The organism is Schinkia azotoformans (assembly GCF_035811335.1).
Lineage (GTDB): Bacteria > Bacillota > Bacilli > Bacillales > Bacillaceae_J > Schinkia > Schinkia azotoformans.
On record NZ_JARSMD010000029.1, the window covers coordinates 80,910 to 99,835 of the forward strand.

At 38.2% G+C, this 18,926-nt stretch carries 14 protein-coding genes and 1 riboswitch; of the genes, 11 read left to right on the top strand and 3 right to left on the bottom strand.

Features of this window, described 5'->3' with window-relative positions; genetic code table 11:
* Positions 1–98 precede the first annotated feature (98 nt).
* From P9E47_RS18525 to P9E47_RS18545, 5 genes are all read left to right on the top strand, one after another.
* The gene (locus tag P9E47_RS18525; protein WP_326164309.1) at positions 99–1,757 is read left to right on the top strand and encodes a spore germination protein; all 1,659 of its coding nucleotides are present in this window, start codon (positions 99–101) and stop codon (positions 1,755–1,757) included.
* Positions 1,754–2,968 (top strand): Ger(x)C family spore germination protein, encoded by a 1,215-nt coding sequence (locus P9E47_RS18530; RefSeq protein ID WP_003332969.1) that lies wholly within the window; start codon positions 1,754–1,756, stop codon positions 2,966–2,968. The genes P9E47_RS18525 and P9E47_RS18530 overlap by 4 nt, the downstream gene beginning before the upstream one ends.
* Positions 2,969–2,981: 13 nt before the next feature.
* Positions 2,982–4,076 carry a GerAB/ArcD/ProY family transporter gene (locus P9E47_RS18535; RefSeq protein WP_003332968.1) on the top strand — a complete coding sequence of 365 codons (1,095 nt, stop codon included), beginning with the start codon at positions 2,982–2,984 and terminating at the stop codon, positions 4,074–4,076.
* 156 nt (positions 4,077–4,232) lie between these two features.
* Positions 4,233–5,654 (top strand): SpoVR family protein, encoded by a 1,422-nt coding sequence (locus P9E47_RS18540; RefSeq protein WP_326164311.1) that lies wholly within the window; start codon positions 4,233–4,235, stop codon positions 5,652–5,654.
* Positions 5,655–5,777: 123 nt separating this feature from the next.
* Positions 5,778–6,494 carry a hypothetical protein gene (locus tag P9E47_RS18545; protein ID WP_326164313.1) on the top strand — a complete coding sequence of 239 codons (717 nt, stop codon included), beginning with the start codon at positions 5,778–5,780 and terminating at the stop codon, positions 6,492–6,494.
* A gap of 60 nt (positions 6,495–6,554) precedes the next feature.
* Here the strand turns inward: P9E47_RS18545 and P9E47_RS18550 are convergent, their stop codons facing one another.
* Positions 6,555–7,256, bottom strand: a complete 702-nt coding sequence (locus tag P9E47_RS18550; protein WP_326164335.1) for a DsbA family oxidoreductase — start codon at positions 7,254–7,256, stop codon at positions 6,555–6,557.
* Between the two features lie 244 nt (positions 7,257–7,500).
* On the opposite strand from P9E47_RS18550, the gene P9E47_RS18555 reads away from it, so the two are divergent.
* Entirely contained in the window at positions 7,501–8,259 is a 759-nt protein-coding gene (locus P9E47_RS18555) for an NRDE family protein (protein ID WP_003332947.1), read from the top strand.
* Here P9E47_RS18555 and P9E47_RS18560 read toward each other — a convergent pair whose 3' ends face one another.
* Entirely contained in the window at positions 8,260–9,138 is an 879-nt protein-coding gene (locus tag P9E47_RS18560; protein WP_326164315.1) for a cation diffusion facilitator family transporter, read from the bottom strand. It abuts the gene before it with no gap.
* 140 nt (positions 9,139–9,278) lie between these two features.
* A riboswitch (cobalamin riboswitch) is annotated at positions 9,279–9,465 on the top strand.
* 133 nt (positions 9,466–9,598) lie between these two features.
* Here P9E47_RS18560 and P9E47_RS18565 point away from each other — a divergent pair.
* The 5 genes from P9E47_RS18565 (at position 9,599) to P9E47_RS18585 (ending at position 17,666) form a co-directional block, all read left to right on the top strand.
* A complete protein-coding gene (locus P9E47_RS18565) occupies positions 9,599–13,540 on the top strand; it encodes a DUF4430 domain-containing protein (protein WP_326164316.1) in 3,942 nt (1,313 codons plus the stop codon).
* Positions 13,541–13,623: 83 nt separating this feature from the next.
* Positions 13,624–14,436, top strand: coding sequence for a DUF4430 domain-containing protein (locus P9E47_RS18570; RefSeq protein ID WP_326164318.1), 813 nt, complete (start codon positions 13,624–13,626; stop codon positions 14,434–14,436).
* A complete protein-coding gene (locus P9E47_RS18575) occupies positions 14,429–15,313 on the top strand; it encodes an energy-coupling factor transporter transmembrane component T (RefSeq protein ID WP_003332942.1) in 885 nt (294 codons plus the stop codon). Before P9E47_RS18570 ends, P9E47_RS18575 begins: the two co-directional genes overlap by 8 nt.
* Complete coding sequence (locus P9E47_RS18580) at positions 15,295–16,977, top strand: ABC transporter ATP-binding protein (protein WP_003332941.1); 1,683 nt, start codon at positions 15,295–15,297, stop codon at positions 16,975–16,977. Before P9E47_RS18575 ends, P9E47_RS18580 begins: the two co-directional genes overlap by 19 nt.
* Positions 16,953–17,666, top strand: a complete 714-nt coding sequence (locus tag P9E47_RS18585) for an ECF transporter S component (RefSeq protein ID WP_051015830.1) — start codon at positions 16,953–16,955, stop codon at positions 17,664–17,666. Before P9E47_RS18580 ends, P9E47_RS18585 begins: the two co-directional genes overlap by 25 nt.
* 37 nt (positions 17,667–17,703) lie before the next feature.
* Here P9E47_RS18585 and P9E47_RS18590 read toward each other — a convergent pair whose 3' ends face one another.
* Positions 17,704–18,822 (bottom strand): TIGR04053 family radical SAM/SPASM domain-containing protein, encoded by a 1,119-nt coding sequence (locus P9E47_RS18590; protein ID WP_326164337.1) that lies wholly within the window; start codon positions 18,820–18,822, stop codon positions 17,704–17,706.
* Between the last annotated feature and the right edge of the window lie 104 nt (positions 18,823–18,926).

Here is an 18,926-nt window from a genome sequence, read left to right on the forward strand (position 1 = left end):
TATTTTTTCCGTCCCGTACTAGATTTAACCAAAAATTGAATAAAACCTTGTCGAAAAGGAAAGAAAATAATAGGCATGCCGTGTGAAGGGGTACTTATATGGACAACAATTCAATTAAAGAAAAACTCCAGCAACAATTTGCAGAAAATATAGATGAGAATGTAAAGATTATTAAAGACATTCTAGAAGACAGTGTCGATCTCGCAAAAAGGGAATTCATTTTTCATGCACATACTGATATTCGGATGGTCTGTTTTTATACGGATGGTCTTGTCAATACACAAGAAATTCAAAACGTTATAGAAGTGATGTTTTTCAAAACCTCAGAATTAATTGTAAATAGTGAAGTTGGTCCTATTAAAGATGATATTACAAAAAAAATGATTGAAAATTTGATTCTACATCCTTCAACAAAGCCTTTAACAAAGCTAGAAGAGGCTATTGATGAAATCTTAAGCGGTAATACCGTTTTTTTTATAAATGGTAGTAAAGAAGCTTTTACTGTTTCAACAAGAGGTTGGAATACGCGCTCCGTAGATGAACCTGTCGCAGAACAGGTTGTTAGAGGACCACGTGATGGGTTTACTGAAAACGTCCGTTCGAATACGGCTTTAGTTCGTCGCCGTATACGTGACCCGTTATTCAGAATAGAGGCAATGAAAATCGGAACAAAAACTAAAACAGATATAAATATCGCTTATTTGAAAGGTACTGTAAAAGAGGAAGTATTAAAAGAGATAAGGAGCAGACTGCAAAAGATAAAAATTGATTCAGTTTTAGAAAGTGGCTATATAGAAGAATTGATTGAGGACGCACCGCTCTCACCATTCCCAACGATTCAAAGCACAGAACGACCTGATAAGGTAGCAGCATCTATTCTTGAGGGCAGAGTTGCCATCTTTGTTGATAATTCACCATTTGTGTTGGTTGCACCGACCTACTTTTGGCAATTCTTACAGGCAAGTGATGATTATTATTCCAGATACTATACAGCTACTTTTTATAGAATAGTTCGCTACATTGCTTTTCTGATAAGCCTAACTTTGCCATCGTTCTATGTTATGTTGGCAAGCTTCCATCAAGAGATGATTCCTACTTCGTTGGCGTTAACAATTGCTTCTGGTCGTGAGATTGTACCATATCCAGTATTGTTAGAGGCCCTTATTATGGAAACGGCTTTCGAACTCATGCGCGAAGCTGGTTTACGAATGCCTAAGCCAGTTGGGCAGGCTGTAAGTATCGTTGGATCATTAATTATAGGACAGGCTGCTGTTCAAGCAGGACTAGTGTCACCTTTTATGGTCATTGTTGTAGCGTTGACTGGTATTGCCTCATTTGCAATTCCAAACTATGCGGCATCCTTTTCCATTCGGCTTATCCGATTTCCACTGCTAATTGCGTCAGGAACGATGGGGTTGTTAGGATTTGCTGCTTGCTTTTCCCTACTGGCCATCCATGCCATTTCCATTCGTTCCTTTGGTGAACCTTATTTAGCACCTGCCACGCCCTTTAAACCATCAGATCAAAAAGATGCACTCATCCGTTTCCCATGGTGGAAAATGATAAGTCAACCTGAACTAGCTGAAGGGCAGGAAGACCGGGTAAAAGAGAACCAAATACCGCAGCCACCGGAAATTCAACCAGGTAAAAAGAACGAAAAAACGGATGATAAGGCTGATAAGGCTGATAAAGACGTTCAAGAATCTAAGAAAGGCTTTAGAAAACCAAAAAAACTGAAAGGAGAGAAAAATGAATGACAAAGCCGATCTACTTATCATTTGTTATTCTGATCATTATCCTTTCAGGTTGCAGTGGGAAAAGAGAAATTAATGATTTGGCAATAGTTATGGCCGTAGGCATTGATAAAATTGAGAACCCTACAGAGGGAAATTCTGAAGATAAAGGGTATGAAGTAACGATAGAAGTTGCCCGCCCTGCAGATTCAAGGGGACAAACGGGAGCACCTTCTGGTGGTACAGGTGATCCAATTTGGTCCGCATCTTCCCAAGGTGAAACATTATTTGAAGCAATTCGGCATTTGGCATCATTTTCAACACGGAGGGTGTTTTGGGCCCATAACTATATCATCGTAATAAATGAAGATGTAGCAAGGGAAGGAATTAAGGATGTTATTGATTTTTTTACAAGAAATCCCGAGCTGCGTATGCGGACTTGGGTAGCCATAACACCGAATAAGGCAAAAGACGTAATTTCTACTGTGACTGGGTTGGAGGTTATTCCCGGGGAAGCACTTGACAAGCTTTATCGTTACACAGATATTTCAGGGGCATCCCCAAGGACGGAATTACTTGACGTCCAATCGGCCTACTTAAGTGAAACAACCCAGCCGGTTATTGCAAGAGTTCGTTTGATTGAACGCGGGGTTTCTAATAAAAAAGTAGGTCAAGCAGGGGCCTATAAACAAGTTGAGTTAGAAGGAGCCGGTGTATTTAAGGGAGACAAACTTGTTGGTATTTTGGACAGGGATGATTCTAAAGCAGCTGTATTATTTATTGAAAAGGTAAGATCGCAAATAGTTGTACTATCATGTCCGAAAAATCCAGAGGATGTACTAACAGCGGAAATTGTTCATGATAGATTCGATGTGACTCCAGCGTATAAAAATGGGAAGCCTTCTTTTACTGTTAATTTTAAAGCATTTGTGAATGTTGTCGAAGCAGGTTGTCCTTTTACCATTGAAGATGAGGAAGATGTAAGAACGATAGAAAAAGAACTAGAGAGAACCGTTAAGGGGAATATCGAAAAATTACTAACAAAAGCTCAAAAAGAGTATAAATCGGATTTTCTAGAATTGGGTCAAAGATTTAATAATAAGTTTCCCAGTGAGTGGAAAACCATTAAAAAGTCATGGAATTCAACTTTTTCAGATGTGGAGTTTACAGTAAATGTCGACGCAAAGGTAAAAGGTGGAGTTTTATTATACAGTCCAACCCGTTCCGGAAAATGATGAGGGATGAGCGATGAGAGTTCAAATTACAAATGGAATGTTAATGGGATTAATCATTAACATGGTTTATGCAAAAGCGATTGGTCTAACACAGGGAAGTATGGCACGTGAAGTTGGGCGGGATATTTGGCTTTCAACCATTATTGCGAATATGGTCGCTGCCGCTTTTATAGTTTTCGTTGTTTTGGTTATACAGCGGATGCCAAAGGGAGACCTAATTGAACAAGGTAAAAAGATGATTGGAGCTTGGTTTGGAAAGTTGTTGGCGATTATCTTTTTTATTTATTTTCTTTGTTCAATGGGACCCATTATGGCAACATTTGTCTACCATTTAAAAGACTACTTTTTGCCTGATGCACATACAATGGTATTTATTATTGTTGCGATGGTAGTCGGGTGTTATGCAATATATTTTGGCATAGAGGTCATTGCAAGAATGGCACTAGTTGGTGTTTTTTCAGTCCTAAGCTTAAATATATTATTGCTGCTTGGATCGATAGCGAAGTTTGATATACGCGAGCTTTTGCCAATTTTCGAATCAGGTGTAGTAAATACAGCATGGGCGGGGCGCCATTTATTTGCTGACTGGACAATGGTGTTTATGATGATTGCGCTGATCTTGCCAAATGTTAAGCAAATCAAGGTATGGAAACGGTCAAATCTGGCCGGTGTTTTATATGGAGCAGGATTTATATTAATGTGGCCAATTGTTGAAACGGGTGTACTGTCAGCACGTGTGGCCGGAGAATATATTGTTTCTTGTATGCAGATGGCGAGAAGTGCACAAATTGGAGTTTACATACATCGATATGAAATGATTATGGTTGCATTTTTCGCAGTATCACTTTTAACACAAAGTATGATGAGTCTATATTGTGCTTCGATTTCCCTACAAAAAGTCTTTGGACTTAAAAGCTATCGTCCGCTAATAATCCCGGTCGGGCTTTTGTTTGGTGGATTCGGCTATTGGATCGTTTTTGACCATGCACGGGCAATGCGATTTATTGAACACGAATGGATCGGCATTTCCCTATCTATTGCAATTTGTGTGCCGCTATTTATTTGGCTTGTTGGTTTTGCTTTAAAGGATAAATTAAAGAATGAATAATGCTAATCGCAGGTGAGTTTTTATTACACCTGTTTTTTTCTTGCTAATCTTTTTCATTAAAACTAGGTATAACACATAAATTTACATAAAGAGAAGTTGTTTTCAAGTTTTTTGAACATACAGAGTAAAACAGCTTGACTAAAAGGGGAGATGAAAATGGCGAGAAATGAACATCAAGCATTACAATATGCTATAGAGGAAATTACCGAAATTGCGAAAGGCTTTGGTCTAGACTTTTATCCAATGCGTTATGAAATATGTCCTGCCGATATTATATATACATTCGGTTCTTACGGTATGCCAACACGATTTTCGCATTGGAGCTTCGGAAAGCAATTTCATAAAATGAAGCTTCATTATGACTTAGGATTAAGTAAAATATATGAACTCGTTATTAACTCCAACCCATGTTATGCTTTTTTGCTCAATACTAACAGTTTAATTCAAAATAAATTAATCGTTGCTCATGTTTTAGCACATTGTGATTTTTTCAAAAACAATGTTCGCTTTAGTAATACGAAGCGGGATATGGTTGAAAGCATGGCGGCAACAGCTGATCGAATTAAGAAATATGAACATGATCATGGGAAGCTTGAGGTTGAGAAATTTTTAGATGCGGTGCTTGCGATTCAAGAGCATATTGATCCTTCAATATTAAGACCACAGCTTTCTTGGTCGATTGAGGATATATTTGTTGATGAAGAAGAGGATGAACAGACCAATGTCACACCATATGATGATTTGTGGCGGATGGATGATCGGAATGTAAAAAAAGATCAGCCCAAAAAGAAAAGAAAAAGATTTCCACCGCAGCCTGAAAAAGATATCCTCTTATTTATTCAAGAATATAGCCGCGAACTAGATGAATGGCAAAGGGATATTTTAACGATGATGCGTGAGGAAATGTTGTATTTCTGGCCACAGTTGGAAACGAAAATCATGAACGAAGGCTGGGCATCCTACTGGCATGCCCGCATTATCCGGGAATTGGAACTTACTTCGGATGAAGCAATTGAATTTGCGAAACTGAATGCAGGTGTTGTTCAGCCTTCCAGGACATCAATTAATCCGTATTACCTCGGTTTGAAAATATTCGAAGACATTGAGGAGCGTTACAATAACCCGACAGATGAAATGAAAAAGCTCGGTGTGGAATCTGGTTCAGGACGTGAAAAATTATTCGAGGTTCGAGAAGTCGAATCGGATATTTCGTTTATTCGTAACTATCTAACAAAAGACTTAGTTTACCGTGAGGATATGTATTTGTTCCAAAAACAAGGGAAAGACTATAAAATTATTGATAAAGAATGGGAGAGCGTCCGTGATCAACTAGTAAATATGCGTGTAAATGGCGGGTTTCCGTATATTACCGTAAATGACGGTGATTATTTAAAAAACGGGGAATTGTATCTGAAGCATTGGTACGAAGGAATTGAACTTGATATTAAATATCTGGAAAAAGTAATGCCGTACATTTATCAGCTATGGGGACGCCCTGTCCATATGGAAACGATTGTTGAGAGTAAAGGTGCATTATTTACCTATGATGGAAAGGCAATGCATCGGAAGTATATATAGTGTTTTTTGGGGGAGCTGCTGGGTGTTCAGTAGCTCCTTTATTTTAAAGGAAGGATTATTTTTTGAAACAGCTTGAATATGGTTTATTAGGGCAAAAAGTGAATAAGTAGAAGGTGATGAAAAATGAGGATCAAGCTAATAGTAGTAGGTGTCATCATACTCTTTTTCCTAACGGGGTGTGTGAGTGGTGTATTTCATGTCACAGTAAATAAAGATGGCAGCGGTGAATTAAATTATCGGTTAGCGATCGATTCCGATTTATTATCCACTTTTAATGATAAAAACAATCCCCTTGAGAAATTTAGAGAAATTGCTCAAAAGGATGGATTCATAGTTTCCAATTTTAAAGATAACGGATATTTTGGTGTTGAAGCGAAAAAGCATGTTAATAAAATCTCTGAAGGGATTGGCGGAGAGTTAATTACATACATATCATCCGTTAATTCTTCGAAGGATCATTTAAATTTTACTGTTGACAAAGGCTTCTTTTTTAATATTTATACTATAGAAACTAATGTTGATTTAATGAGTTTTGCTAAAGGTAATAATGCTTTGTTTCAGATGTTTTTAGATAAAATGGATTTGCGGATATTATTGACACTTCCTTTTGATGTAGAGGGGCATAATGCCAGTAGGGTGATTGATGGGGAAACTGATGATATCAAAACTTTTGAGTGGGATCTTTTGCCTGGACAAAATAATGAAATATACTTGCAGGCTAAAGTGTTAAATGTTTTGAATGTTGTTACGTTGGTATTACTTGCTGTTGGGCTAATTGTTTTTGTAACGGTATTTATGGCAATTAAGCGGAGGAAAAGTGCCGATGTAGAAGAGGATTAGTTTGTATGATAATTTGGAAACGGGCTTCACCAACAGGTTGAAGCCCGGAAAATCGGTAAGCTATTTCTTCGGTATTTCACAACCGTTTTCGTCGCATACCAAGCTTTCATCCGAACCGGTAGCTACAGCTTTATCCGTGTTAACATTCGAATCTTCACTTGCATCTATCTTATATGGTCCATCCTGCGAATAGACCTGTTGAAGGGCTTGCACGAATACATCTGTCGGTTGGGCCCCTGTCAGCGAATATTTTCTATTGATTAGGAAGAACGGAACGCTTCTAATTCCAAGCGTGACAGCTTCTTGTTGATCAGCCCGAACTTCATCGCTCCTATCATCACTAGCAAGCATTGCTGCAACTTCATCATGATTTAACCCAACTTCCACCGCTAACTCAGTTAAAGTGGCATGGTCACCAATATGCTTTGATTCTGAAAAATAAGCACGCAAAATTCGTTCTGTCATATCCTGCATTAATCCATGCGATTTAGCAAGCATTGTGAGTCGGTGTGCATCAAATGTATTTGTTAAAATGAGTGTATCGAATTGATAGTCCAAGCCAATCTCTGCCGCCATTCGTTCGATATTTCGGCAATTTGATTTTGCTTGTTCTAAGCTCATTCCATACTTTTCAGCCAGTTTTTCATACATATTTTGGTCAACTTCACGTTCCATCGTAGGGTCTAGCTCAAAACTACGGTATTCTACCTTAACAGGATGATCGATCTTCTGAAGAGCGTCCTCCAGACGCTTTTTACCAATGTAGCAAAATGGTCAAGCAAAATCGGTCCACATTTCAATTAACATTCATGAAAACCTCCTTTTCTTTTTAGTATATCGATAGCAACTTCACCTAGTCTATTTTTCAGCTCATTATTTTCAATACACTTGCTATCTACGACACTAAATAAGTAAATTATAAAGAACTTAAGAAGAACAATTAATTAGTGATTGATCGTTCAAAATGATAAAATTGACAAAGTAAATATGAAGGTTGTGTTAAATCATGTGTTTAATTTTATTCGCCTATAATGTCCATCCAACATACAAGTTGATTGTTGCAGCCAATCGCGATGAATTTTACAGAAGAAAGACGGCACCTGCTCATTTTTGGGAGGATCATCCTGAAATATTGGCAGGCCGGGATTTAGAAAAAATGGGAACATGGATGGGGGTAACAAAAAACGGCCGATTTGCAGCCGTTACGAACTATCGTGATCCTAAAGAGGTTACCGACGGAAAACTTTCACGTGGAGAGCTTATATTAAACTATTTAAAAAGTAGTAAGATGCCAGAAAATTATATGAAGGTAATGGAGGAAAACTCCGAATTGTATCCTGGCTATAATCTGTTAGTTGGGAGCCCTGATGAGCTTTACTACTTTTCAAACATTACAAAAAAATCCATGAAAATAGAGCCAGGCATTCATGGTGTCAGCAATCATCTGCTTAATACTGAATGGCCCAAGGTTGTACATGGTAAAGAAAGCCTATTCAACATTTTGACTCAAAAAGATGATGCAATGATTGAATCACTTTTCAAAATTCTCCAAAATAATGATGTTGCTCCAGACGACAGACTGCCTAAAACAGGTGTAACCATCGAATTGGAGCGGTTGCTATCATCCATTTTTATTAAAAGCGAAGGCTATGGCACAAGAAGCTCAACAGTTTTATTCATGAATGATGATGAAATTATTTTTAACGAACGTGTTTATAACGGAGCGGATAGTAAAGACCAGCAATTTATTATCGAAATAAGCTAATCAAATCGGCTCCACATGAACATGCACATTAAATACATCATGTTCCACCATTAAAATGTTTTCTACTGCTGTAGAAATATCATGGGCTTTTTTTAGCGGCAGATTAGAGTCTACTAGGATGACAATATCAACAACGGTATTATTACCGTAATTCCTTGCTCTAATCTCCTTTACATCCTTTACGCCTAAAACATGTACAATCGTGTCTTTATAGTCTTCAATCAGCTTTTCGTCAAAGCCATCTGTTAAGCTATGGGATGCCGTACAGAAAATATCCCAAGCCGTTTTACAAATAAGGAAACCAACAACGATAGCTGCAACTGGGTCCAACCAAGGAAGGTTAAATTGAGAGCCGATAATACCAACAGCTGCACCAATACTCACCCAGGCATCTGATAAATTATCCTTCGCGGCAGCCATAACCGCTTGACTATTGATTTTCTTTGCCAACTTCCTATTGTAAAAATAAACGATAAACATAATGGCAGCACAGAAAATTCCAGTCCAAGCAGAGATGATATCCGGGGGTTCTTCCTTTCCCCCAAAGGCAGATGTAATGGCAGCAAATAATACTTGAAGACCGACTGCCATCATAATAAAGGAAGCAACCATGGAGGCAACATTCTCGGATTTCCAATGTCCATATAGATGGTCTTTGTCTGCTGGTTTTTGAGATATTTTTAATCCGATTAAAACAGCGACGGAGGAGATGATATCGGTACTATTATTAAATCCGTCTGCTTTCAAGGCTTCTGAGTTTGTCATAAATCCTATGAACAACTTCAATACAGCTAAAATAATATAAGCGAAAATACTAATATATGCGCCGCGTTCTCCTAATTTTAAGTCGTCATATCTTTGTTGGCTTAGCTGCTCCATAATGAACCCTCCAGTATGCATTCATTAATAATAGTACATTTTTTGATAGTAATGGTCTAGCCGAATTAAAAATTCAGACAAAAGTTGTCGATTGAATGATAGACAATTCGCATAAATAGGTGTAATATGATTTTTAATAATTAAAAAAGTTTTGATTAGGCGCAAATTAGTTGCTTAATAGGGAAGTTCGGTGAAAATCCGATACGGTCCCGCCACTGTAAATGCTAAGAATCTCACATTCTAGTAAAGCCACTGTTAAGAAATGGGAAGGCTATGAGATTCGTTTGAGGCATGAGTCAGGAGACCTACCTAATCGAGAACACCCAATACCCCTACGAGGAATAGGGAGGTGTAGTGAGCGAATAAAAATGTGTTTTTGATTATATTTTTGTTACCAGCAACCACCTTCCCAATTAGGGCGAGGTGGTTTTTTGTTGGATAAAAAGACAGGAGGAGAAGCATGAAGAAGTTTTTGAGAATGACAGTTTTGATAGTTGTGTTGATGGCGCAGTTGTTGGCTGGGGTTAATGTTGGAGTTTCTGCAGAAACGATACAAGATACAGTTGACAAGATAACGGCTTTAACGCTCATTGATGCGGCAGAAAAAGTTGAAATTGATGAAACAGACTGGGGCCCAATGATTACTTCAATTAATGGGCTTGCCGCTGAAGGTACATACTATTGGGCTTTTTACGTTAATGGTGAAGAGGCATCAGAAGGAGCAGGCACATATATACCAAAAGTTGATGATACTCTTTCATATAGGTATATATCATGGGAAGACGATTCAAAAACATTTACAACCGAGGAAACAATAAAAATAGTAGGGTTGACATCTGAATCAACTGCCTTATCATTGCTACAAGAATCTGAAACAATAGAGATAGAGGAAACAGACTGGGGTCCAATGCTCACTTCAATTAATGGTCTTGCCGCTAAAGGAACCTTTTATTGGGCTTTTTATGTTAACGGTGAGGAAGCATCGGTAGGAGCAGGAGCTTATAAACCAAAAGCGGGTGATGCTCTGACCTTCATATATAAGTCTTGGGCAGAGGAGTCAGATGAAATACTACCTGGCGGTAAATACACAATTGCAGGGATACCAATAAGCAATAATCCACCAGATGGAGGGACTACGCCTGAAAAACCAGATGAGCAATTTCCTGAAGGAACTCCTGTAGAAAAAGCGGTCCAATGGATTCAAAACAATGACGAGCCTCCGACATTTGAGGGAGCACTTGCTTTAAGACAAATAGGAAAAGTGATTCCTAAAGCATATATTGCTAGTCTTGAAAAGAGTGTCGGAGCAAATAGCGGTAATTTTACTAAGGTCACGGACCTTGAAAAGTCTGTCATTGGCTTAATTATTGTAGACAAAGACCCATCGAATTTTAATGAAATTAATTTAATAGAAAAAATCTATAACCATGGCAATTTAACTATGCAAGGGTTGAATGGGGTAGTTTATGGATTACTTGCACTTGATAGCAAGAACTATAGTATTCCAGAAACTGCAAAATGGACAAGAGAAAAATTAATTCAATACATTTTAGATAATCAATTAAGCAGTGGTGGTTGGTCATTAGACAATTCTACATCTGACGTAGATATGACAGCAATGACCCTAAGCAGCTTAGTTAAGTATCAAGATCAACCAAAAGTAAAACTCGCCATTGATAAAGCAATGGCTTGGCTAAGACATTCACAGCAACCTAGCGGTGGGTTTTTGTCAATTAAGGGAGAAGAAAATAGTCAGAGTATCGCACAGGTCATTATCGCCTTATCTACACTTGGTATAAATCCTGAAGAAGCAGGGTTTATAAATGAAAATAAAGATATATTCGATGCCTTACTATCATTTCAAAATAAAGATGGCGGCTTCTTAAATCTCAAAGACAGAAACTCAGAGTTAGTTCCTACGGGTCAGAGTTTACTTGCGCTTGTTTCATATGAGCGATTTTTAGAAGGAAAAGGCTCGATTTATGACTTATCGAATTTACCACCATTAGTTATAGATGAAACAGGTGGAAACGATAATAATCAAGGTGGCTCTACTACTCCCGGAGAAAATAAGAAACAATCGATTACAATTTCAGTTAGAACTCATGAATCAACTATTCTATCTTCAAAAACATTGGAAGTTAATGAAGGTGCAACTGCATTAAGTGCTTTAGTGGATGAACTGGGAGGTAGGGTTGAAACAAGTGGCTCTGGATCATCAGGATATGTAATCGCAATTGACGGATTAGCCGAATTTGACCATGGTCCAACAAGTGGTTGGAAGTATTCGGTTAATGGTTATTTTCCAAGTGGTGGTGCTGGATCATACAAATTAAGCAATGGAGACCAACTTGAATGGGTTTATGTAACAGAGGATAAGGATGCGGCGAAAGAAAAAGCGGCTATGGGGGGCAGCGCAGCAACTGCTAAGCCGGATGGAGTTACTGTTGCAGTCTTTGAATCTTTTGAAAAAATAAAATCAGATTCACAAAAACAAAATGCAGTTTTAAATAAAGAACAAAAAATGTCATCTATAGAAGCACAAAAATTAAAAGAGGCCCTTAACGCAAATGCTGTTAAGATCGAAAGGACGGTCGTACCAACTGAAGAAACAGTAATTGCTAGTCCTAAGGTTGATGAAGCAAAAATCGTCATTCCAAAAGACGCACTAAAAGAGCAAAAAACAATCAAAATAGAAGAATTAGCTCCTTCTACTACAAATATAGAAGGAAATCTTAAGTCTTCTGTTTATCAATTTTTGCCAAAGGGTACGAAATTTGAGAAGCCAGTCTATATTTCTATCAATATCCCAATTGAAGATGATGATTTAGACCATCTTGTAATGGCATGGTTTGACGAAGCGAAAAATCAATGGATTCCAATTCCGACTGTTATTGATGCCAAGACTGGAACGATAACTGGTCAAGTAGACCACTTTACGAAATTTGCAGTAATTGCTAATAAACAGCAAAATAAGTTAGATATGACGGTTGAGTTGGAAAAACTAGTTCAACACCTTCAAACTGATAAAACCCAGTCTGAATGGGAAGACTTTGGTATGGCGCGTCTTGGAAAAGCTGATAACCAAGCTGTATTAAATGAGATTAGTAAGGTGATAAAAGAAGCAAACGGATATTTCCGTAAAATCACTGATTACGAACGCTATGTGTTAACAGTTAAAGCGCTTGGGGGTGACCCAACGAATATTGGCGGTTATGATTTAATCGAAAAAATCTACAACAATGAACGAATGACAATGCAAGGAACGAATGGTTTGATTTTCGCACTGATTGCCTTAGATAGTGGAAATTATCAAGTTCCAAGCACTGCGAAATGGAATCGAGAAAAAGTCTTGGCTAATATTTTAACAAACCAAAACAAAGATGGCGGATTTTCATTAGTAAATGGTGATGCTTCAGATGTTGACATTACAGCGATGGCTATTAGCAGTTTAGTAAACTACAAAGACATCCGGCCAGAAGTAAAAACTGCTATTGATAAAGCTGTCAATTGGTTAAGCAGTGTTCAACAGGCTAGTGGGGGCTTTATTGCAGATGGGAAAGAAAATAGTGAAAGTGCCTCACAAGTCATTATTGCCTTAGCTTCTGCTAGTATCGATCCACAAGGGCCATCATTTACAAAAGCGAACGGTAATGTAGTCGAAAATTTACTTTCATATCAGTCAAAAGATGGTGGCTTTGCAAATCTGAAGAATGAAAAGTCAAACCAAATTGCGTCAGAGCAGGCATTGTTAGCTTTGATGGCACTAGATCATTATAGTAAAAACTTACCGTCCATTTATCAATTTGCAAATCAAGAGATTGAGAAGGAAGTCGCAACTAGTATTCCTGATTTTGCTGACGTTGATCAAATCTCAGATTATGCCCATCAATCTATTTATGATGTATTTGATAAAGGGGTTATGGTTGGTGTAGAGAAAAGTCCACTTCGTTTTGCGCCAAAACAAAATTTAACAAGAGCACAATTTACAGCGATCCTAGTTCATTTATTGGAAGGGGAAGTTTCCGAACAAAGTAACATTGTATTTAAGGATGTTTTGCCTGGACAATGGTATTACAATGTTGTTATGAAGGCGAATGAGCTTGGAATCGTGAGAGGTACATCCGATACGACTTTTAGTCCGAACGATCCAATTACAAGAGAGCAGGTTGCGGTTATCCTTGCCCGAGCGTTTGATTTAATGGCAAACGAGAATGAACCGAAGACAGCGGTCTATAACGATATCGCAAGTTTGAGTCCATATAATCAGGCTGCAATTCAAGCCCTTTACGATCATAATCTTATGAAGGGCTATGAAGGTGGTCAATTTAAACCGAAAAATTATGTAACGCGAGAAATGGGTGCAGTGATTGCCGTCCGCTTAAGTGAAAAAGCTAATTGATGGCAGAATCAAGAGTCATAAAATAGGTAATGGAGAACGGTATTTTCGTTCTCCTTTAGCTATTTAAATGGAGGGGTTTTTGGATGAAGCAAATTATTAGATTACTAGCTATGATGTTAATAATAACGGCGTTTCTTGTAGGCTGTGGAGCAAACAATGCCAGTCAGTCTAATAGCAATAGTGAAAATACCGAGCAGGAACTATCTAAGGAAGATCTTCTCCAGGTAGAGGGTAAAACAGACAATAGTCAGAATTCAACAACTGAAAAAGCAGCTTCACCAACGGATGAAGCTGCAGGTAAGGAAGAGCCGCAAAAACCAACAGATACGAAAGAAGCTGTAGTAACAAAGCAACAAAGTGAACCACAAGTAAAAAAACAACAGGAAGCTGTGACTAATCCTAAAAATGATACACCAAAACAAGCAAATGAAACGGCTGATAAACCACAAGAAAAAGAACAGACAAAACAAGTAGCAACGAACAATCCAAGCAATGTGCCAACCACTAGTCAAAAGGTTGAGCAGGAATCAAAACCAAATACGCCAATAACTGAGGCGACCATTGCAATTAGAGCTGATGCTGAAACAGGGGTCATTTTGAAAGCAACGAAGGTTTCGATTAATGAGGGTGATACAGTCCTGGACGTACTGAAAAAAGTGACAAAACAAAATCGAATCCAAATGGAATATAGAGGCACCAGTGCAACAGCCTACATCGAAGGTATTCAGAATCTATATGAATTTGATAAAGGGCCGAAAAGTGGATGGATGTACAGTGTTAATGGCGCTTTTATGAAAAAAGGTGCAGGGACTACTGAAGTAAAACCCGGAGATAAAATTGAATGGGCTTATACGCTAGACCTTGGAAAAGATTTAGGGGCTACTGTGAATGAATAATTCCTTTGGGTTTAATAGTCTACACCCAGCTATATGTTTTTTATATTACATTGGATTATTTTTAATCAGCATGCTGTTTATACACCCTTATTTTTTACTTGCAGCCTTAGTATCTGTAATCCTATTAAATTTTTTCCATAATCGTGGAAAAGAAATACGAAAAGGTGCTAAATTTTATATTTTTATTGGTGTTGTCATCTTACTCATAAATCCTTTGTTTTCACACCGCGGGGCTACTATTTTATTTTACTTATTTGATCAGCCCATCACTTTAGAAAGTATGATGTTTGGCTTTTTAATGATGTTATCGATCGTTACGATTATAATTACTTTTTTATCTTTTAATTTCATCATTACAGAGGATAAATTTATTTATTTATTTTCATCCTTTGCACCGAAAACAGCGCTTTTAATTATGATGGCATTTCGTTTCGTGCCATTATTAAAACGAAGATTAATAGAAATTGCAAATGTCCAAAAAACTAGAGGAATCAGTATAAAGTCAGGCACAATTAAACAAAGGGCGAAAGCTGGAATGAGCATCCTGTTTATATTGATGACATGGTCAATGGAAGAAGCGTTGCAAACAGCTGATTCGATGAAGGCGCGAGGATATGGACTAGGAAAACGAAGTTCATTTAATGTATATCGTTTCTATAAGCAGGATGTTTTTTTTCTTATTTGGTTCAGTCTGCTTATGGTTATTTTCATTATCCAAGGAATATCAGGCTATGGGAAACTGGAAATCTACCCACAGCTAGAAGCACTGCCCCTTTCAAATCGTGAAAATAATTTATTTGTTTTAGTTCTATTGTTTTTATTCACACCTCATTTTATTGAAGGGAGAGAGTACTGTAAATGGCGCTTATCGAAATAAGAAACTTTTCCTTTACGTATGCGGGTGAGGATAAGCGATTATTAAAAGATATATCCCTACTAGTTGAAGAAGGTGAAATGGTGTTACTTTGCGGTCCAACGGGATGTGGAAAGACTACCCTTCTAAGGCAAATGAAAAAAGAGATTGCCCCTATTGGAACGAGATCTGGCAGTATTTATTTTGATCAAAAAGAAATGGACTCCATTCCATCCGTTATTACCGCAAAAGAAATCGGGATTGTTTTTCAAGACCCGGAAAATCAAATTGTGACTAGTACAGTTTGGCATGAGCTTGCTTTTTCATTAGAGAACTTTGGTTATTCAACCTTTGATATTCGAAAAAAAGTGGCAGAAATGGCTTCGTTTTTTGGCATTGAAGCTTGGTTGAACCTATCCATTCATGAGCTCTCTGGCGGACAAAAGCAGCTTGTAAATTTAGCTTCAGTCTTGCTTTTACAGCCACGGGTTTTGCTCTTAGATGAACCAACAGCTCAGCTTGATCCAATTGCTGCGCGGGAATTTTTGCAAATGATTCATCGCATCAATCAGGAGTTTAATACGACCATTGTCATTATTGAACATCGATTAGAGGAAGTTTTTCCGATTGTTGACCGTGTTGTCATTTTAGAGGATGGAAAAATAAAGCTACAGGGCACACCACAACAAGTTATTAAGCAAATTGACAAAAATGATGCTTACTTTCAATATTTACCTGAAATTACGAAGCTATTTCTGATCAGTGACGAAAACTGGCTGTTACAGGATCAAGTTCCGATTACTGTTAGAGAGGGGCGAAAATGGCTTTCAAAGCAAAATGATCGGCATTTTCCAAAAGGGGTGCAAGGGAATTTATTAATTAATAAAAAAGAAGTAACAGGGACTTCGATTCTTGAATGTAAGGATGTTTTTTTTCAATATGATCGAAGTGGCAAGATGGTGCTGGAAGGTGTTCAGTATGGAATGACGAAGGGGATGTTTTCAGCGATTATCGGTGGAAATGGTGCTGGGAAGTCGACGTTGCTTAAGATTTTAGCCGGTATAGAGAATCCGAGACGTGGAAAGGTTTTGATCGAGGGTCACCCCCTACATAAAATGAAAGTACGAGAACGTTATAACAAAATAGGCTATCTATCACAAAATCCACTGGCCCTTTTTACGCAAGACACCGTAAAAGAAGAGTTAACTGTTGCTGAAGAATTGGTTGATGGAAAACGTTCCACTAATGCTTTGGCCGAAGCGATTGAATTTTTTGGGTTAGAGAGGGCGTTGCATAAACACCCTTATGATTTGAGCGGGGGAGAAAGACAAAAGCTGGCGCTGGCTAGTGTTTTATTGAAAAATCCAGAGATTTTATTAATTGATGAGCCGACAAAGGGACTTGACCCGATATTGAAGTTGGATGTTGGTAATTTATTAAAGGAGCTGCAACGAAAGGGGATCTCCATATTAATGGTTACACATGATATTGAATTTGCTGCAAAATACGCGGATCATTGTTCACTTTTGTTTGCAGGTTCGATTGTGGCCGAAGGTACGGCGAAAGAGATGTTTAGCGACAATTATTTTTATACAACAGCTATTAATCGGCTGGTGCGAGGCGATCTCCCTCAAGCACTAAATTATGAGGATGTGTTAAAGGCATGGGACGCAGTAGGCTGCTATTAATTATTTCCACATTATTAGTCGTTCTTTTATTGTTTGTAATGGTGCTCCTAGAAGGAGACCATTATATGCTTCTTAGTTTTTTGACCTTGTTTGTTATCATGTTTCCTTTTTTTGCTCGGTTTGAAAGGAAAGAGCTTGATTCAAGAGGAATTGTGTTAATTGCCATTTTAGCTGCAATTGCTGCTGTTAGCCGTGTCCCCTTTGCCGCCATACCTAGCGTTCAGCCCACTTCGTTTGTAATTATTATCGCGGCTATTGTATTTGGTGCAGAAACGGGCTTCTTAGTTGGGGCAATTGCAGCGTTAGTATCTAATTTATTTCTTGGGCAAGGGCCGTGGACGCCTTGGCAAATGTTTTCATGGGGGATGATGGGGCTTTCGGCTGGACTATTAAAGGATTGGCTCTGGCCTCGGAGAAGGCTATTATTACTCCCATTTGGCTTTATCTGGGGCTTTCTATTCGGCTGGATTATGGATTTATGGTATCTTGTCGGGTTTGGGGAGAATATAACGCTGGGTATGGTGGTAGCTGGTATGGTATCAAGCTTTTATTTTGATTTAGCCCATGCCCTATCCAATCTATTTTTCCTGTACGTCTTTAGTACAAGGTGGAAAACCATCCTTGAGCGCTTTAAAGTGAAGTACGGACTGCTGGGTGGTGCCTGTCCCCATGTCGCAAAAATAAAATAGCTGTCAACGATTTGACAGCTATTTAATAACTAACTCTCTATACCGATGGCTGGGCCTTTTTCCGTAAGGCTTCCGGTATATAGACACAGAAAGGTTCGCTTTCTAAGTAATCACCGGTGATTGCATATGTTCTGGAACGGGAGCCACCACATACATTTCGGAACTCACATACACCGCATTTTCCTTTATAAAGGTCTGGATTCCGCAATTCTTTTAATATTGGTGCTTCACGATAAATTTCCTTTAAAGAAGTTTCCCGCACATTTCCCACCACAAGCGGCAATAATCCACTTGGCATAACATCGCCGGTATGAGAAACAAAGATGAAGCCATTACCGTCATTTACCCCTTTAGGTGCACGTTTTAGGCCATCTACTAGAGAGGCAGCATCTGTCGTAATACTATCTTCATAGTGAATTTCACCTTTGGCAATTTTATGTTCTTTTGCTTTTTGTTGAATAACTACGCGACGATAATGTTGGGCAGCGGTAGTCTTAATATCATAGGGTGCTGTTTTACTCAATTCATATAGCCATAAAAATACCTTTTCATGTTCAGCCGATGTTAGGCAATCTTCGAGTTGACCTCGACCAGTCGGAACAAGTAAGAATATATACCACATCACTGCTTTTAAATCTTTGACAAGCTCGGCCATTTGTTCGAGATGATGATAATTGTAGCGGGAAATGACCGTATTTATTTGCAGTGGCATTTCAAGTTCATTTAAATATTTAATTTTTTCTAAAGTAAGCTTGAATGAACCAGGTGTGCCTCGGAAATGGTCATGGATTTCAGGTGTTGGTCCATCGAGGCTGAAGCCCCAGCGGGAAAGACCGACAGATTTTGCCTTTTCCATTTTTTCCTTAGTAACATTATCAGTGGCACTAGGTACCATAGAAACTCGCATTCCTTTTTTAACTGCATAATCAGCAAGTTCGAATAGGTCCTCCCGCATCATACAGTCTCCACCTGTAAATACAAGCATTGGATTATCCATTTCATAAATTTGATCAATTAGTTTAATTCCTTCATCATGGCTTAATTCATTCGGGTCTGGTGTCGTTTGTGCATCAGCACGGCAATGAACACATTTTAATTGGCAGGCTCTTGTAACCTCCCAAATTACTATAAATGGATTCAAATTATAATCGATCATCGTTCCATGTCCCATTCCATGTGGATGTCCTTTTTTTTCCACTCTTAATCACCTATCCTGTCCCATAATCAAATGCAATCCATTATTATAATTATAAAATTTTG

Coding starts and splice junctions, on each gene's coding strand:
- P9E47_RS18525 (WP_326164309.1), top strand. CDS start 99: ATGGACAACAATTCAATTAAAGAAAAACTCCAGCAACAATTTGCAGAA.
- P9E47_RS18530 (WP_003332969.1), top strand. CDS start 1,754: ATGACAAAGCCGATCTACTTATCATTTGTTATTCTGATCATTATCCTT.
- P9E47_RS18535 (WP_003332968.1), top strand. CDS start 2,982: ATGAGAGTTCAAATTACAAATGGAATGTTAATGGGATTAATCATTAAC.
- P9E47_RS18540 (WP_326164311.1), top strand. CDS start 4,233: ATGGCGAGAAATGAACATCAAGCATTACAATATGCTATAGAGGAAATT.
- P9E47_RS18545 (WP_326164313.1), top strand. CDS start 5,778: ATGAGGATCAAGCTAATAGTAGTAGGTGTCATCATACTCTTTTTCCTA.
- P9E47_RS18555 (WP_003332947.1), top strand. CDS start 7,501: ATGTGTTTAATTTTATTCGCCTATAATGTCCATCCAACATACAAGTTG.
- P9E47_RS18560 (WP_326164315.1), bottom strand. CDS start 9,138: ATGGAGCAGCTAAGCCAACAAAGATATGACGACTTAAAATTAGGAGAA.
- P9E47_RS18565 (WP_326164316.1), top strand. CDS start 9,599: ATGAAGAAGTTTTTGAGAATGACAGTTTTGATAGTTGTGTTGATGGCG.
- P9E47_RS18570 (WP_326164318.1), top strand. CDS start 13,624: ATGAAGCAAATTATTAGATTACTAGCTATGATGTTAATAATAACGGCG.
- P9E47_RS18575 (WP_003332942.1), top strand. CDS start 14,429: ATGAATAATTCCTTTGGGTTTAATAGTCTACACCCAGCTATATGTTTT.
- P9E47_RS18580 (WP_003332941.1), top strand. CDS start 15,295: ATGGCGCTTATCGAAATAAGAAACTTTTCCTTTACGTATGCGGGTGAG.
- P9E47_RS18585 (WP_051015830.1), top strand. CDS start 16,953: ATGGGACGCAGTAGGCTGCTATTAATTATTTCCACATTATTAGTCGTT.
- P9E47_RS18590 (WP_326164337.1), bottom strand. CDS start 18,822: ATGATCGATTATAATTTGAATCCATTTATAGTAATTTGGGAGGTTACA.